This window comes from Pseudomonas cucumis (assembly GCF_030687935.1).
Taxonomy (GTDB): domain Bacteria; phylum Pseudomonadota; class Gammaproteobacteria; order Pseudomonadales; family Pseudomonadaceae; genus Aquipseudomonas; species Aquipseudomonas cucumis.
Window position 1 is genome coordinate 1,899,066 of the sequence record NZ_CP117454.1, and the last position, 25,885, is coordinate 1,924,950.

The 25,885-nt window shown below is 59.1% G+C and carries 22 protein-coding genes and 1 pseudogene; 6 read left to right on the forward strand and 17 right to left on the reverse strand.

The features are described 5' to 3' along the window. Positions 1 to 202: 202 nt before the first annotated feature. Positions 203 to 1,997, reverse strand: a pseudogene (locus PSH97_RS08660) (alpha/beta fold hydrolase). Positions 1,998 to 2,518: 521 nt separating this feature from the next. Between PSH97_RS08660 and PSH97_RS08665 the strand changes: the two are divergent. Both PSH97_RS08665 and PSH97_RS08670 read left to right on the forward strand, forming a co-directional pair. Further along, the gene (locus PSH97_RS08665) at positions 2,519 to 3,088 is read left to right on the forward strand and encodes a riboflavin synthase (protein ID WP_305448857.1); all 570 of its coding nucleotides are present in this window, start codon (positions 2,519 to 2,521) and stop codon (positions 3,086 to 3,088) included. Between the two features lie 50 nt (positions 3,089 to 3,138). Further along, on the forward strand, positions 3,139 to 3,813 hold the full coding sequence (locus tag PSH97_RS08670) for a MarC family NAAT transporter (protein WP_305448858.1): 675 nt from the start codon (positions 3,139 to 3,141) through the stop codon (positions 3,811 to 3,813). 291 nt (positions 3,814 to 4,104) lie between these two features. Here the strand turns inward: PSH97_RS08670 and PSH97_RS08675 are convergent, their stop codons facing one another. Together PSH97_RS08675 and PSH97_RS08680 are read right to left on the reverse strand one after the other, a co-directional pair. Beyond that, positions 4,105 to 5,895 (reverse strand): bifunctional diguanylate cyclase/phosphodiesterase, encoded by a 1,791-nt coding sequence (locus tag PSH97_RS08675; protein WP_305448859.1) that lies wholly within the window; start codon positions 5,893 to 5,895, stop codon positions 4,105 to 4,107. Positions 5,896 to 6,015: 120 nt separating this feature from the next. Beyond that, positions 6,016 to 8,097, reverse strand: a complete 2,082-nt coding sequence (locus tag PSH97_RS08680) for a carboxy terminal-processing peptidase (protein ID WP_305448860.1) — start codon at positions 8,095 to 8,097, stop codon at positions 6,016 to 6,018. 138 nt (positions 8,098 to 8,235) lie between these two features. On the opposite strand from PSH97_RS08680, the gene PSH97_RS08685 reads away from it, so the two are divergent. Further along, entirely contained in the window at positions 8,236 to 9,198 is a 963-nt protein-coding gene (locus PSH97_RS08685; protein ID WP_305448861.1) for a zinc-binding dehydrogenase, read from the forward strand. Between the two features lie 106 nt (positions 9,199 to 9,304). On the opposite strand, the gene PSH97_RS08690 is transcribed toward PSH97_RS08685, so the two are convergent. The 6 genes from PSH97_RS08690 to PSH97_RS08715 all read right to left on the reverse strand — a co-directional run bounded on the left by PSH97_RS08690 (position 9,305) and on the right by PSH97_RS08715 (position 14,649). Beyond that, positions 9,305 to 9,958 carry an HAD family hydrolase gene (locus tag PSH97_RS08690; RefSeq protein WP_305425929.1) on the reverse strand — a complete coding sequence of 218 codons (654 nt, stop codon included), beginning with the start codon at positions 9,956 to 9,958 and terminating at the stop codon, positions 9,305 to 9,307. Positions 9,959 to 9,992: 34 nt separating this feature from the next. After that, a complete protein-coding gene (locus PSH97_RS08695; protein WP_305448862.1) occupies positions 9,993 to 10,982 on the reverse strand; it encodes an ABC transporter ATP-binding protein in 990 nt (329 codons plus the stop codon). Continuing rightward, the gene (locus PSH97_RS08700; RefSeq protein WP_305448863.1) at positions 10,979 to 11,779 is read right to left on the reverse strand and encodes an ABC transporter permease; all 801 of its coding nucleotides are present in this window, start codon (positions 11,777 to 11,779) and stop codon (positions 10,979 to 10,981) included. The genes PSH97_RS08695 and PSH97_RS08700 overlap by 4 nt, the downstream gene beginning before the upstream one ends. Continuing rightward, on the reverse strand, positions 11,766 to 12,602 hold the full coding sequence (locus PSH97_RS08705; protein ID WP_305449763.1) for an ABC transporter permease: 837 nt from the start codon (positions 12,600 to 12,602) through the stop codon (positions 11,766 to 11,768). Before PSH97_RS08705 ends, PSH97_RS08700 begins: the two co-directional genes overlap by 14 nt. A gap of 5 nt (positions 12,603 to 12,607) precedes the next feature. After that, a complete protein-coding gene (locus PSH97_RS08710) occupies positions 12,608 to 13,414 on the reverse strand; it encodes an alkaline phosphatase family protein (protein WP_305448864.1) in 807 nt (268 codons plus the stop codon). 170 nt (positions 13,415 to 13,584) lie between these two features. Further along, positions 13,585 to 14,649, reverse strand: a complete 1,065-nt coding sequence (locus PSH97_RS08715) for an ABC transporter substrate-binding protein (RefSeq protein ID WP_305448865.1) — start codon at positions 14,647 to 14,649, stop codon at positions 13,585 to 13,587. 350 nt (positions 14,650 to 14,999) lie between these two features. Here PSH97_RS08715 and PSH97_RS08720 point away from each other — a divergent pair, with 350 nt between their 5' ends. Continuing rightward, a complete protein-coding gene (locus PSH97_RS08720) occupies positions 15,000 to 15,713 on the forward strand; it encodes a UTRA domain-containing protein (protein ID WP_007940851.1) in 714 nt (237 codons plus the stop codon). 24 nt (positions 15,714 to 15,737) lie between these two features. On the opposite strand, the gene PSH97_RS08725 is transcribed toward PSH97_RS08720, so the two are convergent. The 8 genes from PSH97_RS08725 to minC form a co-directional block, all read right to left on the reverse strand. Beyond that, entirely contained in the window at positions 15,738 to 17,888 is a 2,151-nt protein-coding gene (locus tag PSH97_RS08725) for a mechanosensitive ion channel family protein (RefSeq protein ID WP_305448866.1), read from the reverse strand. 72 nt (positions 17,889 to 17,960) lie between these two features. Then, positions 17,961 to 18,137 carry a hypothetical protein gene (locus PSH97_RS08730; protein WP_167344810.1) on the reverse strand — a complete coding sequence of 59 codons (177 nt, stop codon included), beginning with the start codon at positions 18,135 to 18,137 and terminating at the stop codon, positions 17,961 to 17,963. A 144-nt stretch (positions 18,138 to 18,281) separates the two neighbouring features. Then, positions 18,282 to 19,571 (reverse strand): M18 family aminopeptidase, encoded by a 1,290-nt coding sequence (locus PSH97_RS08735; protein WP_305448867.1) that lies wholly within the window; start codon positions 19,569 to 19,571, stop codon positions 18,282 to 18,284. 76 nt (positions 19,572 to 19,647) lie between these two features. After that, positions 19,648 to 20,754: a hypothetical protein gene (locus PSH97_RS08740; protein ID WP_305448868.1), complete on the reverse strand. Its 1,107-nt coding sequence runs from the start codon at positions 20,752 to 20,754 to the stop codon at positions 19,648 to 19,650. A 44-nt stretch (positions 20,755 to 20,798) separates the two neighbouring features. Beyond that, the gene (locus tag PSH97_RS08745) at positions 20,799 to 21,434 is read right to left on the reverse strand and encodes an RluA family pseudouridine synthase (RefSeq protein WP_305448869.1); all 636 of its coding nucleotides are present in this window, start codon (positions 21,432 to 21,434) and stop codon (positions 20,799 to 20,801) included. Between the two features lie 183 nt (positions 21,435 to 21,617). Further along, positions 21,618 to 21,872 carry a cell division topological specificity factor MinE gene (minE, locus tag PSH97_RS08750; protein ID WP_048394400.1) on the reverse strand — a complete coding sequence of 85 codons (255 nt, stop codon included), beginning with the start codon at positions 21,870 to 21,872 and terminating at the stop codon, positions 21,618 to 21,620. Further along, a complete protein-coding gene (minD, locus tag PSH97_RS08755) occupies positions 21,872 to 22,684 on the reverse strand; it encodes a septum site-determining protein MinD (protein WP_050681334.1) in 813 nt (270 codons plus the stop codon). The genes minE and minD overlap by 1 nt, the downstream gene beginning before the upstream one ends. A gap of 201 nt (positions 22,685 to 22,885) precedes the next feature. Further along, on the reverse strand, positions 22,886 to 23,623 hold the full coding sequence (gene minC, locus PSH97_RS08760; RefSeq protein ID WP_305448870.1) for a septum site-determining protein MinC: 738 nt from the start codon (positions 23,621 to 23,623) through the stop codon (positions 22,886 to 22,888). 118 nt (positions 23,624 to 23,741) lie between these two features. Here minC and PSH97_RS08765 point away from each other — a divergent pair, with 118 nt between their 5' ends. Beyond that, entirely contained in the window at positions 23,742 to 24,674 is a 933-nt protein-coding gene (locus PSH97_RS08765; RefSeq protein ID WP_305448871.1) for a lipid A biosynthesis lauroyl acyltransferase, read from the forward strand. A 35-nt stretch (positions 24,675 to 24,709) separates the two neighbouring features. After that, positions 24,710 to 25,882, forward strand: a complete 1,173-nt coding sequence (locus tag PSH97_RS08770; RefSeq protein WP_305448872.1) for a patatin-like phospholipase family protein — start codon at positions 24,710 to 24,712, stop codon at positions 25,880 to 25,882. The last annotated feature ends 3 nt before the right edge of the window (positions 25,883 to 25,885 follow it).

Sequence of the window (25,885 nt, forward strand, 5' to 3'; positions counted from 1 at the left end):
TTGCTCCCATTGGGCTGCGTAGCGGCCCCAAAACCTGCAATCCGGCGTTGGCTACCGCAGCAACCTTCAAGCCTGATCTTCAGCCATCTACCATCGATCATGACGAGACTCACGGGTCGCGCCGCTTGGTCGATCCTCACCTGCGTAAAGCGCTGAAACCCACGGGGTGGCGTGGGGTCAGCTCGAGGAAGAGATGGCAGCCTCAACGCTCCATGACATAGGTGCCAGGTGCGGGGCAGAGGGGCGGGTACTTGCGCGAGCCGAGCTTCTTCGGTGCCGGCAAGATGTCGCCCGAGCGCTGCCCGATCCATTCGCGCCAATGCGGCCACCAGCTGCCTGGCTGGCGCTCCCCGGCGTTTTGCAGCCAGGTCTCCGGGGTCTCGGCGGTGGCAGGCGCCGCGTAGTAGAACGACTTGGGGTTGCCCGGCGGGTTCACCAGGCTCTGCAGGTGGCCGGCGTTGGACAGCACGTAGGTTGTGTCCTCACCCAACAGCCGGGCAGTGCCGTAGCAACCCTGCCAGGGGGGTGATGTGGTCGGTGGTGCCGCCAACCACATAGGCCCCCACCTTCACCTGGGTCATGTCGATCGACTCGCCGGCAATCTCAAGGGAGCCCGGGTTGCTGTAGGGGTTCTGCTGGACCAGGTCGAGGTAGTCCGCGTGCAGTTGGGCGGGTAGCCGCGTGGTGTCGTTGTTCCAGGCCAGGATGTCGAAGGCCGGCGGCTTATTGCCAAGCAGGTAGTTGTTGACCCAGTAGTTCCAGATCAGGTCGTTGGGCCGCATCCAGGCGAACATGCGGGCCATGCTCTGGCCGCTCAGCACGCCCTTGCGCCGGGAGCTGGCCTTGGCTGCGCGCAGGGCGGAAGGGGTGGCGAATAACCCCAGGGTGGTGTCGTCCAGCACCGAGGGCATGTCGAGTACGCACACGGCCCAGCTGGTGTTGGCCACCTTGTGGCCTTCGCCACGAGCCGCCAGCCACCCCAGGTAGGCGGCCAAGGTGATGCCCCCCGAACAGGAGCCCCACATATTTACATCCGGGCTACCGGTGATTTTGCGCGCCACGTCCACAGCCTGGTCGAGGCACAGCGCGTAATCGGACAAGCCCCAGTCATGGTGCTCGCTGGTGGGATTGCGCCAGCTGATGACGAAGAAGTTCACGCCGCTGTCCTGAATCCACTTGATCAGGCTTTTCTCCGGCGACAGATCGATGGCGTAGTACTTGTTGATTTGCGGTGGCGACATCACCAAGGGCCGGGCATAGACCTTTTCGGTGGTGGGCGCGAACTGCAGCAGCTCGAACATCTCGGTGCGAAATACCACTTCGCCCTTGGCCGTGGCGATGTTTTCCCCAACCTTGAACGGCGTGCTGTCGACCTGTCTCGGGAGCCCACGGTTGTTCAGCATATCCTCGCCAAATTGGCGGAGGCCCCTGGCCAGGCTCATGCCACCGGTGTCCACCAGCTTGCGCAGCGCCGCCGGATTGGTCAGCGGCGAGTTGCTCGGTGCCATTGCATCGGCCAGGAGTGCTGCTACGAATCGGGCTCGGCTCTTTTCCAGCGGGGCAAGGTCGGTGGATTCGATGAAGCGGGTCAGCTCACTTTGCCCGGCCAGATAGGCCTGCAGCAGCGCGCGCAGGAAGGCGTTGGATTGCCAGGCCGGATCGACGAAGCGCTTGTCCTTCGGGTCCGGCGCGATATCGGAGTTGCCGCCGACGATGCCGCGCAGCTCCTTCAGGTAGCCACCCAGATGGGCGCCAGCCTTGAGCGGCGACTTACCCACGGCCTTGAGCAGGTAACCGGCCGAGCTGGCCAGGTCCGCCGCGCGCATGCTGACTAGCGGATTGCCTGCCAGGGCCTGATTGGCAGCGATGCCGATCTGCTTTTGTTGCTGGGGGTTGTCCGGGAGATCGCCATCCTTGCGAGCGCGACGTTTTCGGCCGGTCACCGGGGGGCGCTGGGTGGGGGTTGCGGTCTCGCTCGCTCGGGTTGATCTGCTCATGGCGGCTCTCGTGTTTCTGGCGCTGGGCCCGGTTGCGGTGTTTGTCTCCGACTCTAGGGTGCAGCGGGTGCGGCCACCTCGCATCGCACGACAGCGAATTTACATTTCATGACAAGGGGCATCGTGGACTGACGAGCTGAATGGGCGGCCTGCGGGACAGTCAGTGGCTACTGGTTGCCGTGCATGGTGAAACCTGGGTGAAGAAAAAATCGTAATAAAGTGGGCAGATTTATTTTCCGTTCCCAAACGAGCGCTTATGGCTGTGGGGAGGGCAGCTATTGACCCGAAACTGACGGTGGCGACAGGCAGACATCGGCCAGAAGCTGCCACTCGCATTCAACACGAGCACATCAAATTCAACTCCAGCCTACTGATCGAAGATCTGACAAAACAAGCGAACAGCCCAATCGACACTGTGATGGGGCATCCCCGCAATCAATGTCTATGCTTTGACCTGTGTGCAAAACGCTCCCACCGGTAATCCGTGCTGTTCTACCTGCCAACAAAAGAAAAACAGGCCCATGAAACCGATTCCCTCCCTTGCCGTTGTAACCCTTGCCTCGATCATGGCCGCGATCGGCTTTACGGCCCATGCATCCGAGGTGCCGTTGGGTAGCCATTCCATGGAAGGTCACATCGTCACGCGGGTGCTGGCCGTTGATCCGGCGAATCATCAAGTCACCATAGAAGACGCCAACAAAAGCCCGGTATCCATCCAGCTCACGGAAAAAGCCAAGACCCTGAACAATTTGAAGGTTGGCGACAAGGTCGATATCCACGTTATTCGCTCGGTCGCCTATGTGCTCGACACGAATGTCGACGCTGCGCCAGGGGTCAGCAACGAATCGGTCCGTACCACCCAGCACAATCCTGATCCGGGCGGTGAGGCGGTTCGAAAGGTCAAGGTCACTTCAAAGATCACTCGCATTGACTTGAAAAAACATGAAGTGACCTTGCTTCCGCCGGAAGGCGAACTGACCGTCCTGAAGGTCGAGGACCCGCAACTTCAGGCCAAAATGAAGAAGCTCCAGGTGGGTCAGACAATCAATGCCATCTACACCGAGGTCATGAAGATCAAAACCTCGCGTTAAGGTGCCTGACAAGCAAAGACCTTGAAGAAGGCTACTGCGGACGCTTCGATATGACAGATTTGTTGAATGCTATCGCGCTTGGATTACTGGCGTTACTGCCACTGACCAATCCGCCTACAACAGTGGCTTTATTTATCGCCCTGAGCAAAGGCCTTACCCAAAAAGAAAAAAACAAACAGGCGCTTGCAACTTCGCTCTATGTTTTTCTCATCATGGCACTGACCTATTACATAGGTGAGTTTGTGATGGACGCTTTCAACATTTCCATTCCAGGCTTGCGAATGGCAGGCGGTGGCATTCTCATAATAATGGGCTTGAAGATGCTCTTCCCGCCACCTGTCCAGGCTTCTGCTGCCGCCAACAGCCCAAAGGAACAGGCTAGTTTCGCCTTCATTCCGCTGGCCATGCCCAGTACTGCCGGGCCAGGAACCATCGCGATGATTATCAGCGCTTCCGCGACCATTAAGCACAGCACGTTATTTCCAGCCTGGGTGGTATTAACCGCGCCGCCGTTAATCTTCTTGTTTACTGCGATTATTCTCTGGGTCTGCCTGCGCAGCTCAGGATTGATCATGAAAATAACAGGGGAGTCAGGCATTGATGCGATATCACGCCTGATGGGCTTTCTACTCGTATGCATGGGTGCTCAGTTCGCCATAAACGGGTCGGTAGAAATAGTACAAACCATCATTGACAATAACTTTCATTTACCCCGCCCTCAGTAGCTCAATCTCCAGGTTACGGGCGGCTAAAACGTGGGTGTCTGCTACCCTTGGTTTTGTCATCGAGGTCGGTTGTTTCCACTCCCTGACATTGATCCAGCCTGCTCAAGCCTGCCTGACCACATGTGGTGGGGCGATGCGCACTTCCCTAATGGAGAAAATCAAGCCAGGCTTCAGCGAAGCCTTCCGCCACGTTTGCTTTTTTGAGCGAAATTTTTTGGCGGGGTCTTCGGGCGGTGCCTAGTGATGGATTAGTCCTGGAATTGTGTGGTGCCCGCGAAGGCGTCAGATCAATCAGCGATGCCCAATGAGCAGTTCTTCTTCAGGTCTGGACACCGCCAGACTATCAATCACATGCACGCTATACCCCGGCACATTCTTCGCGTGATGCTTGGCCTGCGAAGCCATTTCCGCCAACTGGCTCGCATCGAGTTGTCCACAAACCTGTGGATGCAAATGCACCACGCCGATGGACAGGGACAGTAGTGGAAATTCCTGTCTTACGCCCTGGCGGTTGGGGGCGATGAAGCAGCCGGCTTCCAGGTGTTCGCTGCGGTAGAAGCGTCGGCATTGGCTGTGGAAGTCGTCCAGCAGTTGGTTCAGGCGTTTGCGCCAGTCTTCCGGGCCGAGCACCAGCAGGAAGTCGTCGCCGCCGATATGGCCGACGAAGTCGCGGGATGGGTCGACGCGGTCGTTCAGGCATTGCGCCAAACACAGTAGGACTTCATCCCCGCGACCGTAGCCGTAGATGTCGTTGAAGGGTTTGAAGCTGTCGATGTCCACGTAGCAGATCACCGATTCCCGTTCCTGTTGCAGCAGGCGTGTCAGGCATTGCTGGATCGGCACGTTGCCCGGCAGCAGGGTCAGCGGGTTGGCATAGCGGGCTTGCTGGATTTTCAGTTCGGTAATCAGTTTGAGCACGTCGATCACTCGGCCCAAGCCCAGATAGCCGCCGTTGAGGGTGATGATGAAGTCTTCTTCGATGCGTTGGCGGGCGCGGCTGGTGATCAAGCGGCTGACCTGTTGCAGCGATTGGCTCAGTTCCACGGCCAGGAAATCGTCGCTCATCAAGCGGCTGATGGGTTTGCGGGCGAACAGGTCGGTGGCAAAGGGCTTGAGCAGTGCGTCCGAGAGTGAATGACGATGGACGATGCCGCACGGCTGGCCCTGCTTGTCGAGCACCGCCAGGGAGTTCAGGTTGGCCTGGCGGCGAAAGGCTTCCAGCACGGTGGCGGTCGGGGTGTCGCTGGTCACCGCCGGTTGGTCGTTGAGCAAGGCGCTGAGGTCACTGACTTCCTCGTTCAGCATCGCTACGGTGGTGTTGGGTTTGGGCATCAAGGTTCGGGAATCGCGGGGCGGATGCTCCTGGGGCCGGCAGAGCAGATAGCCCTGGACCAGATCGACGCCCATTTCGGTCAGCACGGCCAGTTCTTCTGGCAGTTCGATGCCTTCGGCAATCACTTTTGCCCGGGAAGCCTTGGCGATCTGCAGGATCGAGCCGACGAATTCACGCTTGAGCGCGTCCTGATGAATGCCGTCGATAAAGTGCCGGTCGATCTTGACGTAATCGGGGCGCAATTCAGACCAGAGCCGCAAGCTCGAATAACCCGCACCCAGATCATCCAGTGCAATGGAAAAACCCATTGCCCGATAGTGATGCAGGGCGGTTTGCAGCAACTGGAAATCGTCGGTCGGGGTCTGTTCGGTGAGTTCGATCACCACCTGGCTCGGCGGTATGCCGAAATCCTGCAGCAGTTGCAGGGTGCGTCCGGGTTGGTGGGCGGCTTCGAGCAGGGATTCCGGGGACACATTGAGGAAGAGTTTGCCGGGCAGTTGCTGCTCATTGAAGCGGCGGCAAGCACTTTGACGGCAAGCGATCTCCAGTTCGCTGAGGCGACCGGCCTGGCGGGCGACCGCGAACAGGGCGATGGGGGAGTGCAGCGGACTGTTGGAGGGGCCACGGCTGAGGGCTTCGTAGCCGATGATCTGTCGTTCGGAGAGGGAGATGATCGGCTGGAACAGGCTGTGCAAACCGCTTTGAGTCAGTATTGAGCTCAAGGCACTCAGCTGTTCGGTTGTGGTCATGGCGATCTCTGGCGATAAAAAAAGGACCGGGAGCGCAAAGCTCCCAGTCCTTTATTTCACGACAGAATGATGTCTGTTTGATGACGCTCCGGGGAGCGTCAGCATTAAATTGCCATCATCTTAATGCTTGGCGACCGCCGTGTTGAGTTTCAAGTAATCCAGCAAAATCCGCCCTGTCTCGCTCAGATAAGCATCGTCTTCTGGCTTGGTCTTGTCCTGCTCGGCCGCGATGGCATCTTCGTCTTCTTTCTTCAGCTCTTTGAGCGGCTCTTCGCCTTTGGCCTTGCGACGGATGTTTTCCATGGCCAGTTGCTTGGCTTCGATATCGGCGTGTTGTGCACGACGGTCGGCTTCATTGAGGCTGACGGTTTTTTCGCTCATCAACTTCTGCGCCAGGGCCAGTTTGTCGCGGATGAACACGAACTCCGCGTCTTTGGCCGTGCGCACGTCATGCTCGGACTTGAGCTGCGTGATGTACGGTTTGAACGGGTCAAGCGCAGGCTTGATGGCCGCACGAATGGTGTCCCATGGCATGGCTTCCGGCAGGGCGCTTTCGCCGATTTCCTTGGTGTCGATGATCGACGGGTAATCGATGTCCGGCAGTACGCCCTGATGCTGGGTGCTCTGGCCGGAAACCCGGTAGAACTTGGCCAGGGTCAGTTTCAGTTCGCCATGGTTCAGCGGCTGAATGGTCTGCACGGTGCCTTTGCCGAAGGTCTGGCCGCCTATGATCAGTGCGCGATGGTAGTCCTGCATGGCGCCGGCGAAAATCTCCGAAGCCGAGGCGGACAAACGGTTGACCAGCAACGCCATCGGGCCTTTGTAGAACGCGCCCGGGTTTTCATCTTCCAGCACATCGACCCGGCCGTCGGCGTTACGCACCAGTACGGTCGGACCTTTGTCGATGAACAGACTGGTCAGCTCGGTGGCTTCCTGCAAGGAACCGCCGCCGTTGTTGCGCAGGTCGATGACCACGCCGTCGACCTTGTCTTTCTGCAGCTCGGTCAGCAGCTTCTTGACGTCGCGGGTGGTGCTCTTGTAGTCCGGATCGCCGGCACGGAAGGCCTTGAAGTCCAGGTAGAAGGCCGGGATCTCGATGACGCCGAGCTTGTAGTCCTTGCCATCCTGCTTGAGGTTGAGGACCGACTTCTTCACCGCCTGGTCTTCGAGCTTCACCGCTTCGCGGGTAATCGGCACGATCTTGGTGGTCTGGTCGTTCGGCGCGTTGCTGGCCGGGATCACTTCCAGGCGCACCACGGTGCCTTTCGGGCCACGAATCAGTTTGACCACTTCGTCCAGGCGCCAGCCGACCACGTCGACCATCTCCTTGTTGCCCTGGGCCACGCCGATGATCTTGTCAGCCGGTGCGACCTGCTTGGTCTTGTCGGCCGGGCCGGCAGGCACCAGGCGCACGACTTTCACTTGATCGTTATCGCTCTGCAACACAGCGCCGATGCCCTCCAGGGACAGGCTCATGTTGATGTCGAAGTTTTCCGCGTTATCCGGCGACAGATAGTTGGTGTGCGGGTCGTAGGACATGGCGAAGGTATTGATGTACGCCTGGAAGATGTCTTCCGCACGGGTCTGGTCCAGACGGGTCAGCTGATTCTTGTAACGCTTGGTCAGGGTTTCCTGAATCTGTTTCGACTCTTTGCCGGAGATTTTCATCCGCAGGACTTCGTCCTTGACGCGTTTGCGCCACAGGTCGTCCAGATCGGCGGTGGTCTTGAGCCAAGGAGCATCCTTACGATCGACCAGCAAGGTTTCCCTGGCGGTGAAGTCGATCTTGTCGACGCCCTTGTTCAGCTCGGCAAGGGCAAAGTCCAGACGCGCCTTGACGCGGTCCAGGTAGCGCTTGTAGATGGTGAACCCGGCGTTCAGGTCGCCGCTTTTGAGGAAGTCGTCAAACTGGGTTTTCCATTTGTCGAATTCGGCAATATCGCTGGCCATGAAGTAGCTGCGCGATGGGTCCAGCAGCTTGATATAGCTGTCGTAGATGATCACGGAGCGTGCATCGTCGAGCGGTGGCTTGCTGTAATGGTGACGCTTGAGCAATTCGACGACGTTCAGACTGGCGATTACTTCATCACGATCGGGCTGAAGCTTGTCCCAGCTGTTGGCTGCGAACGAATTGCTCGACATCGGCAAAAGACCGAGACCAAGGACAAGAGCGAGGGCGGTGCTGGGGAGCAGATGCTTCATGCTGATTCGACGCGGGGACAATTGATAACGCATATTAGGCCGTCTTTGAAGTCGCCGGATCCACAAGGACCGGTCGCATAATGCAAAAAGCCCGGCGCTACAGCTTCGGGCTCAGTCCAGACTCACTATGGAGGCACTGTGAAAGCATTGCAAGGCGTTGAGGGGCGAGTGGAGTGGGTTGAAGAGCCGAGTCCTACGTGCGATGTAGGACAAGTTCGCATCCGTGTGGCGGCAGCAGGACTCAATCGCGCCGATTTGTTACAGAAAGCAGGACTTTACCCGCCACCGCCGGGAGCCAGTCAAGTACTGGGTCTTGAGTGTTCGGGGGTGATCAGCGAGGTCGGCCCGGGCTCTTCCTGGCAGGTCGGTGATCGGGTTTGCGCCTTGCTGGCCGGGGGTGGGATGGCCGAAGAGGTAGTTGTCGACGGACGGCATGTGTTGCCGGTTCCCGAAGGTTTGTCCCTGGCCGAGGCGGCAGGGTTGCCGGAAGTGTATGCGACCGTTTGGCTGAATTTGTTTCAGCTGGCTGCGCTCAAACCGGGTGAGAAAGTTCTTCTGCACGCCGGGGCCAGTGGAATCGGTTCAGCAGCCATTCAGCTATGCAAGGCGTTTGGTAATCCGTGCTGGGTCAGCGTCGGTTCTGCCGAGCGTCTGGCCTACTGTGAAGCGTTGGGCGCGCAGGGTGGAGTGGTGCGCAACGACGATCTGGATAGCTTGAACGATCTCGGGCCGTTCGACGTGATTCTCGACCCGGTGGGTGGCAATTACGCGGCGTTGAACCTTAAGCTGCTGGCTCGCGATGGTCGGTGGGTGCTGATCGGCTTGATGGGCGGTCGTGAGGCGCAGCTGGATCTGGCGCAGGTATTGGCCAAGCGTGTGCAACTGCTGGGTTCAACCTTGCGTAATCGAGACGAGCAGTTCAAGGCGGATTTGTTCAGCGATCTCGGCCAGCACGTCTGGCCGCTGTTTGCCGAAGGGCGTTTGAGCCCGCAACTGGCCAGAACATTTGCGATCAAGGATGCCGAAGCCGCGTTTGCGGAACTGGCGACCAATAAGGTGTCGGGCAAACTGGTGTTGGTGATCGACGAAAGCCTGGTTTGACACTCACCTGTGGGAGCGTGGCTTGCCCGCGATGAACGATGACGCGGTATGACAGACACACCGCGTCGCCTAAATCGCGGGCAAGCCCGCTCCCACAGGATTTGAGTTATTTCCAGATATGGATTGGCCAGCCGGCCTTTTCGGCGTGTTCGAGCAGCACCGGATCCGGGTTCACCACATGGGGGAAATCCACCTTCAGCAACAGCGGCAAATCGTTGCGTGAATCCGAGTAGAAACTCGCGCCTTCAAGATTTTCCTCTTCGGCATCCAGCCATTCCAGCAATCGGGTGATCTTGCCTTCGCGGTAGGTCAGGGTGCCAACCGTGTTGCCGCTGTACACCCCATGTGCCACTTCCAGCTCAATGGCGAGAATCTCGTCGATGCCCAGACGGTCAGCAATCGGCTTGACCAAATGCGTGCCCGAGGCCGAGATCACCAGAATCCGGTCGCCGGCCTTGCGGTGGGCGGCGATGGCTTTGGTGGCGTCGCTGAAGATGATCGGCTCGATGAAGTCTTCTACCCAAGGCGCCACCAAATGTTCGAGCTCTTCCGGGGTACGGCCGATCATCGGCTCGAGGCTGAAGGCCATGTAGTCTTCCATGGCCAGGTGGCCCCTGCCGTACGCATCCATCAATTCCTTGTCGCGACGCAGGAAGGATTCGCCATCGACCCAGCCGAGGCGGGCCATCTGCTCGCTCCACAGCGAGGCGCAGTCGCCGTGGATCAGGGTTTCGTCCAGATCAAAAATTGCCAGGGCCATCAGTGCAGTTCTCTCTTCAACATCAGCAAGGCCATCAGGCTACCTCACACAGGGCTGTCGGATCGATGGAAAGCGCCAGGCGCTGACCATCGGGGTGCAGATCGGCCGCCGAACGGTTCAGCACATCCACCACCAATTCCACGCCCCGGGCCTCGACCCGGTAGCGAATCACGTTGCCCAACAGGCTGTGGCTGCGGACTTGGGCATCGAGTTCGCCATTGAGGCTCAGTTCAATGGCTTCCGGGCGAATGGCGAGGCGATGGGTGATCGGTCGCTGCAATAGTTTCGACGCGCTGTCGGCGTCCAGCAGGTTGTAGTTGCCAATGAAGCCTGCGGCAAAAACATCGACTGGCGCGGTGTAAAGGGTTTCGGCATCGCCGCTCTGTACGATCTTTCCCTCATTCATCAGGAAGATTCGGTCAGACATGGTCAGGGCTTCTTCCTGATCGTGAGTGACGAAGATCGTGGTCAGACCGAGTTCGCGCTGGATCTGACGGATCTGTTCGCGCAGGTGCTTGCGAATTCGCGCATCCAATGCCGACAGCGGCTCATCCAGCAACAACAACCGAGGCCGGGTCACCAGCGAGCGAGCGAGGGCGACACGCTGGCACTGGCCACCGGACAGTTGATGCGGGTAACGGGCGGCGAAGTCTTTGAGCTCTACCAGTGCCAGCACTTCGGCGACGCGCTTGTGGCTGTCGTCGGCGTTGACCTTCTGCATGCGTAAACCAAAGGCGACGTTCTGCTCCACGGTCATGTTCGGGAACAGCGCATAACTCTGGAACACCATGCCGATCCCACGTTTTTGCGGGCTCAGCGGAACGAGGTCGTGATCCTCCAGCAGAATCTTGCCGCCGTCCACCGAGGTCAGGCCGGCGATGCAACGCAGCAGGGTGGACTTGCCGCAACCGGATGGGCCGAGAAGGGTGACAAATTCACCTTTCTTGATTTCGCAGTTGATGTCGGTAAATACAGGTGTGCCCGCGTAGCTTTTTTGAAGATGTTGGACGCTGACATAGCTCATTCGCTTTTGTCCTTGTTCAAGATATTGGCCGCCCAGGTCAGAACCAGCACAAAGAAGAAGTAGGAGATCACCACCGCGCTGGTGAAGTGGCCGCTGCTGTTGCGCATGTTGTTGAGGTAGACCTGCAGGGTTTCGTAGCGGGTGCCGACCAGGATGTTGGCGAACACGAACTCACCGAACAGGAACGAGAACGACAGCAGCAACGCCACCATCAGACCCTTGCGCAGGTTTGGCAGCACCACCAGGAATGCAGCTTGCCAGGTGCTGGCACCGAGCAGTTGTGCGGCATCCATCAGGTCGCGCAGGTTGATGGCTTGCAGGTTGTTGGTGATCGCCCGGTACATGAACGGCAGCGCCACGGTGAAGTAGCAACCGATCAGAATCCACGGCGTCCCGACCATCGCGAACGGCCCGGAACCGTAGAGCTGCAACAGCCCCACCGACGACACCACCGGCGGCACCGCGAAGGGCAGCAGGATCAGGATATTCATCAACGCGTCGAGTTTCGGGAAGTGGTAATGCACCACGAACAGCAGCGGCAGAATCAGCACCACCGACAGAATCAGCGAGCCGACACAGACCAGCAGTGACTGGCCGAACGCGTTGAGAAAGCGCGGATCGCTCCACAGCTGGATGTACCACTTGAAGGTAAAACCGCTGGGCATGATCGTCGCGGACCAACTGCTGGAGATCGAGTAGATCAGCGTTCCGAGCAGCGGCAACAGCAGAATGGCAAACAGCAAATACGCCACGACGCGGTGATAGACACCGACGGGGCCCAGTTCAGCGCGAGACATGGTAGCTCCTCTTCAACAGCAGTTGATGCACGATGGTCACAACGGTCATCAACGCAACCAGCACCACAGCCAGGGCACTGGCCAGGTTCGGGTCGAGGGAAATGTCGCCGGAGACCATCGCCGCAATGCGGATCGGCAACACGTTGAAGTTGCCGGTGGTCAGGGCGTAGACCGTGGCATACGCGCCGAGGGCGTTGGCCAACAGGATGACGAATGTGCCCAGCAGCGCCGGGGTCAATACCGGCAAACCGATGTGCCGCCAAAATTGCCAGCCGTTGGCGCCGAGCAATTCGGCGGACTCACGCCAGTCTTCGCGCAAGGCGTCGAAAGCCGGGTAGAGCAGCAGCACGCCCAGGGGAATCTGGAAGTAGGTGTAGAGAATGATCAGCCCGGTTTTCGAGTACAGGTTGAAGTCCTGAATGATCCCGGCCTGTTTGAGCATGATGGTGAAGGTGCCGTTGAACCCCAGCAAAATGATGAACGCAAAGGCCAGGGGCACGCCGGCGAAGTTGCTGGTCATGTTGGCGAAGGCGTTGACGAAGTTGCGCAGTTTCGAGTCGACCCGGCGCAGGGAATAGGCGCCGAGTACGGCGATGATGATGCCGAATACGCTGGACCAGAAACTGATCTCGAGGCTGTGCTGGATCGCCTGCAAATAGAACTTCGAATTGAAGATTTTGCTGAAGTTGGCCAGGCCCCAGCCAAACTCTTCCGATTGCAGGCTATTGATCATCACCCAGAGCAGCGGCGCGATCTGGAACACGAAGAAGAAAATCGCGAAGGGCACCAGGCACAGAACGGCCAGCCATTTACCGCGGGTCATGGCGTTCACTTGAACAGCTCCCGGCACACAGGTTTGTCGTGGGGCACGCCCAGCAGTTCGCAGACGGTGCCGCAGATGTCGGTCTGTTTCGGTGCGGCGTTCTGGTTGAAGCTGAAGGCATCGCCGAGGACGAACAGCGGCACTTCGCGTTCTTCGGGCAGCAGGCCGTTGTGCGAGCGGTCGTTGTTCATGCCGTGGTCGGCTGTCACCAACACCTGATACCCGGCATCGAGCCAGCCTTGCAGGTAATCGGCGAGGATGATGTCGGCTGAGCGAGCGCTGTTGCGGTATTGCGGGGTGTCGAGGCCGTGCTTGTGCCCGGCGTCGTCGATGTTCATAGGGTGGACCAATAAAAAATTCGGCGCATGGCGCAGACGCAGGTTTTCCGCGTCGGCGAACAGGTGCGAGTCGGGGTAGTGGTCGTTCCAGTAGAAGTGACCCTGCTGGATCGGCAGTTTGGGGTCGTCGGTGTGACGATCCCGGGCGGCCACGAACGGCGAACGGTTATACAACTCGCTGACCCAGTGATAGGCCGCGGCGGCGGTTTTAAGGCCCGCATCGGTGGCGTAATGGTAGATGCTGCGCTGGTTGGACAGGCGCGAGACATTGTTGTGAACGATGCCGCTGTCGATCGGCGTAACGCCGGTCAGGATGCATTCATAAAGCGGTCGGGACAGGGCTGGCAGTTCGCACTCCAGTTTGTAGAGTGCCGCGCGTCCTGCGCCAACGTAAGCCTGCAGATGCCCCATGGCGTGGCGCGCGACTTCGTAATTGAGGCCGTCGAGCACGACAAGGATGACGTTGTGCTTCATAGGGCTGGGACTCCGCAAAACAGTGAATATCGTCAAACCTGTAGGAGCGAAGCTTGCTCGCGAAGGCGGACTGTCAGCCAACATCAATGTTGAATGTCAGTCCCTATTCGCGGGCAAGCCTCGCTCCTACAATGGATCTCCATCAGATCCCCGAATGGGGGTCTACCGTGTTACGGCATGTTGATGATGACTTCTTCCTGCCATTTCTGCGGCAGCGACTTGGAGGTCTTTTCCCATGCATCGGCGTCTTTGATCGGCGTGACCTTTTTGTACTGCTCGTTAGGCAGCAGCTTGGCCTTGACCTCTGCCGGCAGAGTCAAGTGCTCGGCGCGGATCGGACGGGCGTTGCCTTTCGCCAGGTTGATTTGGCCGGCATCGCTGAAGATGTATTCGCGGGTCAGCTTGGCGGCGTTCGGGTTCTTCGCGTATTTGTTGATGATGGTGGTGTAACCGGAAATCACCGAGCCGTCGGACGGAATCAGCACGACGTAGTCATCCGGATTCGCCATCTTGGCTTTGTAGCTCAAGCCGTTGAAGTCCCAGACCACGCCGACTTCGATTTCACCCTTTTCCATGGTGGCGATCGTAGGGTTGGCCATGGACAGGCGGCCTTGCTTGGCGATGTCAGCGAACAGCAACAGGGCTGGCTGAATGTTTTTCTCGTCACCACCGTTGGCGAGGGCGGCGGCCAGTACACCGTTGGCAGCCTGGGCCGCGGTGCTGACGTCACCGATAGAGACTTTGTACTTGCCAGTCTTGAGGTCGGCCCATTTGGTCGGTACTTCAGAACCGTGCAGCAGTTTTTTGTTGACGATAAACGCGATGGTGCCGGTGTAGGCCAGCGCCCAGTTACCGTCCTTGTCCTTGGCCCAATCCGGAATCTGTTCCCAGGTCGTTGGCTTATAAGGTTGCACCACGCCCTGCTTGACCGCGATCGGGCCGAAGGCGGCACCGACGTCGCCGATGTCGGCGCTGGCGTTGTCTTTTTCGGCGGCAAACTTGGCGATTTCCTGGGCCGAGCTCATGTCGGTGTCGATGTGTTTCAGGCCATATTTCTTGGCCAGGTCTTCCCAGGTGCCTTTCCAGTTGGCCCAGTCATCGGGCATGCCGACGCTGTTGACTGCGCCTTCCGCTCTCGCAGCGGCTTCCAGGGTTTTCAGATCATCCGCCGCCATGGCGGAGGTGCACAGGGCAATGGTCGAGCCTAACAGTGATGCCAGGAAAAACTGTTTCATCCGAAGCTCCTTTGGGCGTTTTCAACGCTGCGATTGCGGTTGTGTTGGTCTAGGTCAGCAATACCTGAGCCAATTTAGGCGTCCTCGATGACATTTTGATGTCGACGACCGGTAGGCCTGAATTTTCTGCGCTCCGATACGCGGGGTGCGAGATAAGCGTAGACCATGGCTAAAGGGCTGATATGAAAGGGACTTGGCCATAAAATTGCAGGTGTCTGGCGCAACCGTTCGGCGGCTTTGTCATCTGTCAGTCATGTGCAGTGCCTAGGCTTGCAGGCAGTTGATGGAACCGATTTGAATCACGGTTCTGCCCTGAATCAGTGCTGGTCTAGTCCAGATAGGTAACGTTAATGCGCATCGAGACAACCAAAGCGGTGACAGCCATCGGGCAGGTTCTGCAAGAACAGCTAGACCACGGCCTGTTGGCGCCCGGGAGCAAGTTGCCGGCCGAGCGCAAGCTCAGTGAGTTGTTCGGTACCACGCGGATCACCGTGCGTGAGGCGTTATTGCAGCTGGAGGCCCAGGGCCAGATTTATCGCGAGGAACGGCGCGGCTGGTTCGTGTCGCCACCGCGGCTGGCTTATAACCTGATGCAACGCAGCCACTTTCACGCGATGGTCAGCGCCCAGGGGCGGGTGCCGTCCACCGAGGTGATTTCCGCGCGTTTGCAGCCGGCGTCAGCGGCGGTATGTGCCTGGCTGCAGTTGCCGGCGCTGTCGAGCGTGATCCAGATCTGCCGCTCGCGACGGATTGACGGGCGATTGGTGTTGTACGTGGAGCACTACCTGAACCCGCAATATTTTCCGGGGATTCTGGATTTCGATCTGAATCAGTCGATGACCGAACTGTATGCGCGGCATTACGACTTGCATTACGGGCGGGTGCGCTTCGAGATTGTGCCGACGGCGTTGTCGGTGGACGCAGCGGCGGCGTTACGGGTGTCGGTGGGCAGCCCGGGGTTGCGGATTGCCCGGGTCAACTACGATCAGCATCAGCGGCTGATCGATTGTGACCTGGAGTTCTGGCGCCATGATGCGATTCATGTCGGGGTGGATGTGGTCTGAACCTGCACACACGATATTTCTCACCTACGCAGATTGTTCGCCACCGGGTGTGATCACCTGAATGCTCATCCGCGGTGTCGCCAGATCCAGCCCCGCCTCATCCAGATGCCGCTTGAGCGACAGGTTGAACGCCCGGGACACTTCCCACTGTTTGATCGGCGCGGTCTTGAAGCGGGCGCGAAGAATCGCATTGCCGGACTCGAAACTCTCTACACCCTGAATCTCCAGCGGCGACCAGATGTTGCGCCGTTGCAGTGGGTCGGTGCGCATTTTCTGGCCGACGTCGCGCATCAGTTTGATCGCCTCGTCGATGTCCATGTTGGAGGGCACCGCCACCCGGAAGATCGCGTAGCCGAATTCCCGGGAGTAGTTCTTGATGCTTTTGATTTCGCTGAACGGAATGGTGTGGACGATGCCGTCGATGTCCCGCAGGCGTACGGTGCGGATGGTCAAGCCTTCGACCGTGCCCAAGTGGCCGCCGACGTCCACGTAGTCGTCAATGGCCAGGGAGTCTTCGATGATGATGAACAGCCCGGTGATCAGGTCGGCCACCAGTGATTGCGCGCCGAAACCGATGGCCAGACCGATCACACCGGCACCGGCCAGCAACGGCGTGACGTTCATGCCCATGTTCGCCAGGGCGACGATCAGCGCAATGATGAAAATCGCCACGAACAGCACGTTGCGGATCAGCGGCATCATCGTCTGCGCACGGGCATTGGCCAGGCCTTTGCGCGAGCGGGTGAGGGCGTGGTGCACGGCGGTGTCGCTAAGGATCCAGATCAGCCAGGCAAAAATCAGCGTGCCACCGAGGCTGAACAGTTTGACGCTGACTTCATGGCCTTCGCCTTCGGTGAAGCGGATCAGCGACATGCCCCAGACGCGCAGGCCGAGTTCGATGAATGCCAGCCACACCAGCAGATGGGCGAGGGTGTAGAAGAAGCTTTTCAGGCGATCCGAATACAGCGCATGGCGCTTCACGCTGCGTTGCGGTTTGAGTGAATGGCGGCGCACCAGACCATTGATGACCATGCACAACACCAGCAGCACGGTGCAGATCAGCGATTGACGCAAGGCCGTGCTGGTGTCGCCGGCGGAGACGAAGGTGGCGAACAGCGAGATGCCCACCAGCACCAGCGCTGGCAGATACCAGAAGGTGCCGAGGATTTCGATTGTGTCACTCAAGGCCCGGCGAGTCAGGCGCCGGGATAGCGGTTGGTTGCGGATCAAGTGTGCAATAGGCCGACGGAAGCGCAGAACGAAGAAACCGGTGGAGATCGCCGCCAGCACATTGGCGAATGTCGCCGCAGTATGGGCCAGGTGGCTGCCGAGGCTGGCGATCAGGCGCGGGTCGTTCAGGGCTTCACCGAACGCGGCGAAACTGCCGATCAGCCACAACGGGCGAAAGGCCTGATGCCGCAGGATGTACAGGGCGCGATGGCGATGCGGGCCATCCAGCACGGAAAACGCAATCACGCAGATCGCCGAGAAACAGGTGCCGACGACCAGCGCATAGGCCAGCACCATGGCCAGGCTTTTGCCCAATGACGAAGGCAGGGCGTAGGTCATGTAAACCGTCATGACCAAGGCAATCAACCATGGCCCGAGTTTGCGCAAGGCGAAGCGCAGCATGTCCAGCGCCTTGGGGTGTTGCGGCAGTTCTTCGGTCAGGCCGAAGCGCATGCGCACCCGGTGCCCAAGCCAGATCAGAGCGGCGGCCAGCAGGCTCCAGACCATCAGGATTACAGCGAAAGCGAAGATGATCGGCAGCCATTCATTGGCCGGCAGCATCAGCGCCACCAGTTCATCCTTGGCCAGATCGACCTCTTCGGACCAACGATTGAGCGGACTGTCGGCACCGGAAAATTGCTTTTCGAAACCGGCCAGCGTGCCGCCGATCAGCCCCAGTACGCCTTCTTCAGTGGCCGGCTGAGCTTTTTGGGTGACGTCGCGAAGCTTTTTCAGGTCCGTCAGTAGCTGGGTCCGCTGCTGATCGTTTTCCAGAGACTTGATGACTTCGTCCAGCGACTGCCCCAGCGGCTCTTGTGCTTGCGGCTGGGTTTTCGCCGAGCCGAGTAGCCCCGGCAAACCGACCGCGTGGGCAGGTGCCATAGGCAGCAGTGTCATCAGGCAGACAAGGAACAAACACGGCAGGGCAAAAAGACGAGCGAACACGGTCAACCTCGGATGAACGAATCGGCCGAGTGTACGAGCCCGTCAAAATCAATGCGAGCCAGGCGCGAGGATTTATTCGTTGAGTTTGGCGAGGATCTTGTAGATCACGGTGGCGAGGATCATCAGCATGCCAACCCACATCGCGAACACACCAACGTTCTTGTCGCGAAAGTTGAAGCCGATGGCCAGCATGATCATCCCGGAAAGAATCGGGATCAGCATGGAGTGGAAGGATGACATCGAGATCATGGCGACAGCCTTGTCGTAGAGGGGTATTGCAAGTTTAGGCGGCTTTAGGAGGAGCGGAGGTGATGTGGGTCAGAAGTGAGTCAGAGGCAGCGCAATCCGTGTGGAGCGAGCAAGCCCGCTCCCACAGGGTGCGATTCGCTCGAACTACGGCAATTCACGGCAGGCGTAGAACGCGCTCAGCACTTTGACCAGGTGCGCCAGGTCATGGCTGCCGCACAGCTCGCGGATCGAGTGCATGGCGAACGTCGGCAAACCGATGTCCACGGTGCGCACGCCCAAGTGGCTGGCGGTGATCGGGCCGATGGTCGAACCGCAGCCCATGTCGCTGCGCACCACGAAGCTCTGCACCGGTACTTCTTCGGCCATGCACAAATGGCGGAAGAAGCCGGCGGTTTCGCTGTTGGTGGCGTAGCGCTGGTTGCTGTTGACCTTGATCACCGGGCCGGCGTTGAGTTTCGGGCCATGGTTGGCATCGTGCTTGTCCGCATAGTTTGGATGCACGCCGTGGGCGTTGTCGGCCGAGACCAGCAGGGATTTCTGAATGGTCCGTACGAATTCATCGCCTTCGGGCAACAGACGACGCAGGGTTTGCTCGAGCATCGGACCGTCGGCACCACAGGCCGAGCAGGAACCGACTTCTTCGTGATCGTTGCAGACCAGCACGCAGGTTTCGTCGGTTTCGGTCGTCAGCAATGCTTGCAGACCGGCGTAGCACGACAGCAAATTATCCAGGCGCGCACCCGCAATGAAATCGCCGTGCAGGCCAATGACCGCAGCGCTTTGTGTGTCGTAGAAGCTCAGCTCGTAATCGAGCACCACGTCGGCGTTCAGGCCATGTTCGCGGGCCAGTTGATCGGTGAGCACGGCGCGGAAGTCCACGCGCTCGTCACCGGCGAATTGCGCGAGGATTGGCGGCAGTTCGGTCTGGGCGTTGATCGCCCAGCCCATGTTGGCTTCGCGGTTGAGGTGAATGGCCAGGTTAGGAATGATCGCGATCGGTGACTTGAAGTCGATCAACTGGCTCTCGACCTTGCCATCGCGGCGGAAGGTTACGCGGCCGGCCAGGGACAAATCACGGTCAAACCACGGTGCCAGCAATGCACCACCATAGACTTCGACGCCCAATTGCCAGAAGCCCTGGCGTTGCAGTTCTGGTTGGGGTTTGACCCGCAGGCATGGGCTGTCAGTGTGCGCGCCGACCAGACGGATGCCGCCGTGCAGGGGCGAATGACGGCCCATTTTGAACGCAACGATCGAAGAGTCGTTACGGGTGACGTAGTAACGACCGTTGGCTTCGGTGATCCATGGCTCGCGCTCGTCGAGGCGCATGAAACCGGCCGCTTCCAGACGCTGAACAAGACTGGCGGTGGCATGGAACGGGGTAGGGGAGGCCTTGAGGAAGTCGATCAGGCCTTGGTTCAACTCTTCGCGCATAAGAAACTCCAGACAGCAGTGGGCAGGAGTTTAACGTATTGGCTGAGGGCTTTGGGCCTGACGTTCGCAGGTTACGTCAGCGAGCGGCGGCTATCCGTTTTCTCAGGTACTTCATGATGATCTGTTCATCTTCAGGCTTTTCTGGCTTGGGCAGTTGTTGCGGCCAGTCAGTTTGATGAGTGCCCAGAAGCTGTTTCTGACGGGTGTGGTTCCAGCGAAGAATCTCCCGGGAGGCAGATTCCCACCACTCGTGTCGGCACGCCGTGTAGTACGGATGATCGGGTGCTGCACTGCCATACAGCAGATCGCGACCGACTTTTCTCATGGCGCCGCTCTGTTTACGCAATTTCCATTTGATTTTCAGCCGTTGCCAGGCCGACGGAACGGGTTTGACTCGCGGCACATCGCGGCACAGTTCCACCAGATTCTGGCTGAACTGCTCGCCATGCTGGGAGAAGAAGTACGCCTGCATCGCATGGAAGAAGCGTTTTTCCGCGAAGTAGTGATAGACGTATTTTTTCGCTTCACGCACCGGTTTGTCGCGCATCGCGAACGACAGGGCGATTTGCTCGATGGTGTGAATGTCGAAGCTGCCGCGGGTCCATTCGTCGATCAACTGGATCGACGTTTCGAATAGCGGTGCATCGCGCTCGGTCACGCCGCAGAGCCCGCTGTTGTACAGCTTGAAACCGTTGTCTGGCGTAATGCCGTGAGGGCGTAGCTGTTCGCCGAGTTTCAGGTAGTCGTGGCGCTCACAGACATCCCGCCAGTTGTATTCGAGGCGATCCATCAAATAGTGCCCGGGCTCAATCTGATTGAAGATCAGGCTCGGGTCGCTGAGGAACAGGGTGTCGGTATCGACGAACAGGGTCTTTTCAGCAAGCGCAAGGCCAGCGGCCATGGCGCAGGCCTTGCGGCGATGGTGATAGCCGTTTCCACCCTGCCACAGGGTGAGGGTTTCCTCGGTCAGGAGCACGGTTTCAACCGGCCAGCCGGCGTAGTCCTGCGGGCGATCCGTCAGGACTCTGATGCACGGAGGCTCGCCTTTCTTGACGTGGGAAAGCGCAGTTAAAATGCTGAACTTGGCTTCGCGCCGATAAACGTCCTGATTGCCGTAGATCAGATAAAGCAGCTGATTTCTGGTTTTCTTGACGGGCGTGGCCAAGGAGTCAGTACAACTCATTCTGTTCAATCCTCGTTTTGAAGCGGTGACGCCATGTGGCCGATTTAGAACGGTGCCGGGCATTCGAAACGCAAGCGGTCGCCCGTTTGGGGGTGGGTAAAACTCAGCATACTCGCATGCAGGCACAAGCGCGGCCAGGCAGCCAAGGCTTGCGGGTGGGCGTAGAGCCCATCACCCAACAGCGGGTGACCTATCGACAGCATATGCACACGCAACTGGTGAGAGCGACCGGTGATCGGCGTCAGCTCGACGCGGCACCAGTCGCCACAACGCTCCAGTACTCGCCAGAAGGTCAAGGCGTGTTTGCCAAATTCGTGGTCCACCACATGACGTGGTTTGGTCGGCGGGTCGTAGCGCAACGGTAGGTCGATGCTGCCGCTGTCCAGTTCCGGTTGTCCCCAGCACAGGGCGGTGTAGGCCTTTTCGGTTTCGCGATCGTGAAATTGCCGAGACAGCTCGCGATGAGTGTCCGGGTCACGGGCCAACAGAATGATGCCGGACGTTTCCCAGTCCAGCCGATGGACAATTCGCGCTTCCGGGTAGCCGTTTTCTTGCAGACGCGTAATCAGGCAGTCCTTGTTGTCATCGGCCCGGCCGGGAACGGAGAGCAACAGGGTCGGTTTGTCCACCACCAGTACGGCGGTGTCCTGATGGATGATGCGGATGTTGGACAACGGCATTAAAACAGCCTCGTAACAAACGCCAACGGCGGCTCAGGCCCCGCCCCCTGTTGGAGCGAAGCTTGCTCGCGAATGCGTCACCTCGGTCTATCTGATTAAACCGAGTTGCCTGTGTTCGCGAGCAAGCTTCGCTCCTACGGAGTGCGTAAGAGCCTGAGCCGCCGTGGCTCCTGTCGGATCGACTCAGCGATCTGGCAGGGTGATATTGAGTTCCAGAATCGAGCAGCTGCCCTGGTTTTCCAGAGCGACGTGCACGTCATCGGACCCGATATTGACGTACTTGCGGATCACTTCCACCAGTTCCTTCTGCAAGGCTGGCAGGTAATCCGGCGTACTGCGCTGGCCGCGTTCATGCGCCACGATGATCTGTAGACGCTCTTTCGCTACCGAGGCGGTATTAGGCTTTTTGTTGGCACGAAAGAAGTCAAAAAGGTTCATTACCTACCTCCAAAAAGTCGCTCGAAGAATCCCTTCTTCTCGACATCGAGGAAACGATGGTCCACGGTTTTGCCCAGCAGACGATCGACAGCATCGCTGTACGCCTGACCGGCGTCGCTCTGGTCGTCGAGAATAACCGGCACGCCCTGGTTGGAGGCCTTGAGGACGGCTTGCGATTCCGGAATCACGCCTAGCAGGGTCACCGCGAGGATGTCCTTGACGTCTTCGACGCCGAGCATTTCGCCGTTGCTCACGCGTGTTGGGTTGTAGCGGGTCAGCAGCAGGTGTTCCTTGATCGGCTCTTCGCCGTTCTCGGCGCGCCGGGATTTGCTGGCCAACAGGCCCAGCATGCGGTCCGAGTCACGTACGGAGGAGACTTCCGGGTTGGTCACGACAATCGCTTCGTCAGCGAAGTACATGGCCAAGTGGGCGCCTTTCTCGATGCCCGCCGGGGAGTCGCAGACCACGAATTCGAAGTCTTCTTTCAGTGCCATCAGCACTTTTTCCACGCCTTCCAGGGTCAGCGCGTCTTTGTCGCGGGTCTGACTGGCGGCCAGTACGTAGAGATTTTCCAGACGCTTGTCTTTGATCAGCGCCTGTTGCAGGTTGGCTTCGCCATTTACCACGTTGACGAAGTCATACACCACGCGGCGCTCGCAACCCATGATCAGGTCGAGGTTACGCAGGCCGACGTCGAAGTCGACGATGACTGTTTTGTGACCGCGCAGAGCGAGGCCGGTACCGATAGCGGCGCTGGTGGTGGTCTTACCCACACCACCCTTGCCGGATGTAACCACGAGAATCTTGGCCAAGGTGTTTTACCCCTAAGGAAAAAGGACGTTTAGCCCCTGAAAAACATCTCTTGAAAAACTACTGCAGTCGGACAGCCTTGGCTGGAATCCGGTTCTGAGCGGCGCTTACCCCCGGTAAACACTGCTTTTGGCCTTTTTCCTACTTCGTTTGAGCCGTTTTCGCTACGTTTTAGAGATGCTTGGAAAATGCGGCAGTATCCGTTAAAGCCGAATGATGTTCAACACGTCGCCCGACAGGCTGACTTGTACGCCGGCGCCCCACAATGGATCGCGACGCAGATCCTCGGAAACCTTGTAGTGGCCAGCGATGGAGACCAGTTCAGCGGTCATCTGCTGACAGAAAATCCTGGCTTTCGTGTCACCTTTGACGCCGGCCAAGACACGACCGCGCATCGCGCCGTATACATGGATGTTCCCATCGGCGAGAAGTTCCGCCCCCGGGCTGACCGATGAAATCACCACCAAATCGCACCCCTGGGCATAAATCTGCTGGCCACCGCGTACTGGCGAAGTGATGATTTTGGTCGGTTTGATGGTCGGCTCCGGTGGTTTTTCCGGTTTTTTTGCAACGATGCCTTCGTTCGGGTCGAGCGGCCGCTCACGGGCACCGGACGGCGGCAGCACCGGTAGATCGACCGCGATGGCGGCGGCAATGTCTTCGATGCGGCTGGCACGAATCGCCAGAGTGCGCAGGCCATGCTGGCGGCAAATGCGCATCAGCCCCGGCAGATCTACCGAGCCTTCGCTGGGCGGAAGTTTGTCCAGGGCCAGGACCAGCGGCGCATTGCTGAAGAAGTTGGGTGCTTGGGCGACTTTGGCGGCCAGTTGCCGATCAAGGTTCTCAAGGTCGTTACGGGCCAGTTCCAGCACCGTAATGGCGAGCATGCTGCCCTTCAACTGGAACACGGGATCTTGGTCTAGCGGTTCGGTTTGGCTCATGGTCGGCATACAACGGCTTGTCACTAAAAGTGCCGAGACTTATAACGAGAACGCCCGCAGGCCGCAAGCCGGGTCGAACGATGTAGAATGCGCGGCCACTGTCTTGACGGAACCTTTAATGGATCGCCCGCGTTTTCAAACAGCATTTCTTTCTCCACGTTTCTGGCCGCTGTGGTGTGGCTTGGGGCTGTTGTGGCTGATTGTGCAGCTGCCGTATCCGGTGTTGCTGTCGGTCGGCCGCGTCTTGGGTGCATTGATGTATCGAGTGGCCGGCGACCGACGGCGCATTGCCAAGCGCAATCTTGAGCTGTGTTTCCCTGAGAAGTCCGCTGCCGAGCGCAAGCGTCTGCTCAAGGAAAACTTCGCCTCCACCGGCATCGCCTTCTTCGAGATGGCCATGAGCTGGTGGTGGTCGCGCAAGCGTCTGGCGAAACTGGCTCATGTCGAAGGCCTGGAGCATTTGAAGCAGGCCCAGACGGAGGGCAAGGGCGTGATTCTGATGGCCGTGCATTTCACCACGCTGGAAATCGGCGCGGCGCTGCTCGGTCAGCAGCACACCATCGATGGCATGTACCGCGAACACAAGAATCCGCTGTTCGACTACATCCAGCGTCGTGGCCGCGAGCGGCACAACCTCGACTCGCTGGCGGTGGAGCGTGACGACGTGCGTGGCATGCTCAAACTGCTGCGGGCAGGCCGAGCGATCTGGTACGCACCGGATCAGGACTACGGCGCCAAGCAAAGTATCTTCGTGCCGCTGTTCGGGATCCAGGCGGCGACCGTCACCGCTACGAGTAAATTCGCGCGACTGGGCAAGGCGCTGGTCGTGCCGTTCACTCAGCAACGCCTGGCTGACGGCAGCGGTTATCGGTTGGTGATTCATGCGCCGCTCGAGGGCTTTCCCGGCGAGACGGAAGAGGCTGACTGCATCCGGATCAACCAGTGGGTCGAAAGCGCGCTGCGCGAATGTCCGGAGCAATACCTCTGGGCACATCGCCGCTTCAAGAGCCGTCCACCGGGCGAACCGAAGCTGTACGCCAAAAGCATTTGAGTCACCGATCCCTTTAAGCACCATGGAGTGTTGCGATGAGTTCTGCTGAACCGGTTACAGGGTTGATACTTTCCGGCGGCGGGGCTCGGGCGGCTTATCAGGTGGGCGTGCTGGCGGCGATTGCCGAGCTGCTTCCGGTGGGAGCGGCTAATCCGTTTCCGGTGATCGTCGGCACCTCGGCCGGCGCGATCAACGCGGTCAGCCTGGCCAGTGGGGCGATGGACTTTCGTGGCGCGATTCAGCGCCTGACCGCTTTTTGGCAAGGTTTTCGCAGCCATCTGGTGTTGCGCAGCGACTGGCCGGGGGTGATCCATCAAGCCACTCGTTTTGTCAGTCATAATCTGATGGGCATTGGCGCTCCGGTACCAGTGGCCCTGCTCAACAGTTCGCCGTTGCGCGGTTTGCTCAACGACAAACTGCACATGCCTGGAATTGCCGAGGCCATTGCGCAAAAGCAATTGAAGGCGGTGGCGATCACGGCGTTTGGCTATGAGTCCGGTCAGGCCGTCACGTTTTATCAGGGCGGCGGCACCATTGAGTCCTGGTTGCGTCATCGGCGAATCGGCGTGCCGACCCAATTGACAGTCGAACACTTGCTCGCCAGTTCGGCGATTCCGTTGCTGTTTGCGCCGGTGAAAATCGGCGAAGAATATTTCGGCGATGGCGCGGTGCGTCAATCAGCACCGATCAGTCCAGCCCTGCACCTGGGTGCCAGCCGCGTGCTGGTGGTGGGTGTCAGCGGCAACCCGCGCGGGGTCGACCCGCAACAGCCGCTGCAACGCGCCTACACCGGTCAGCAGCCGACCCTGGCGCAAATCGGCGGGCACATGCTCAACAGTACATTCATTGACAGCCTGGAAAGCGACATCGAGTTGTTGCAGCGTTTGAATCAGTTCAGCCATCTGCTGCCCGACGGCGCGCCGAGCCGTGCATTGGGAGCCGCACCGGTGGAAGTGCTGGTGATTTCGCCGAGTCAGCCGATCGATGAAATTGCAGCGCGGCATCGCCAGGAATTACCGGCGGCCTTGCGTCTGTTTTTGCGCGGGCCGGGGGCGACCAAGACCAGCGGGGCGGGGGTGCTGAGTTATTTGCTGTTCGAGGCGGGGTATTGCAGCGAATTGATCGATCTGGGGCGGCGCGATGCGTTGGCCAAGCGGGAGGAGCTGTGCCGGTTTCTGGGGTTGGTGGAGCCTGCGGTTCCGGCTTGAATC